The sequence below is a fragment of the Olavius algarvensis spirochete endosymbiont genome (assembly GCA_900608495.1).
Classification (GTDB): domain Bacteria; phylum Spirochaetota; class Spirochaetia; order DSM-2461; family DSM-2461; genus UBA2779.
The window spans coordinates 1-304 of sequence record UWYT01000072.1 but is presented as its reverse complement, the minus strand read 5'-3'; the positions used below and the strand labels follow the sequence as shown (position 1 = coordinate 304).

Annotated in this window: 1 tRNA gene; it reads right to left on the bottom strand. The window is 49.3% G+C overall.

Features of this window, described 5'->3' with window-relative positions:
- Positions 1-74 (bottom strand) — tRNA-Ala (locus S1OALGB6SA_RS01365).
- Positions 75-304 lie beyond the last annotated feature (230 nt).

Here is a 304-nt window from a genome sequence, read left to right as displayed (position 1 = left end):
TGGAGGTGAAGGGAGTCGAACCCATGACCTCGTGAATGCCATTCACGCGCTCTAACCGGCTGAGCTACACCCCCGCACGAGAGAGGCATCATAACTGTCGCGTTCTCAATGTGTCAACCGAATGAATGGGCATATCACATTTTCGGGTACGGATGGGTGATGGTTAAGCACGTTTACTCATACTTCCATTTTTATGAGGGAAAAGCGTGCTTGACCCATATTTGCCGCGGTGGAAGCGTCCTCTGATGTCGAGTGAAACAAATACCCGGAAAGATATCAGGATTAGAAGCATTGCTGGGAAATG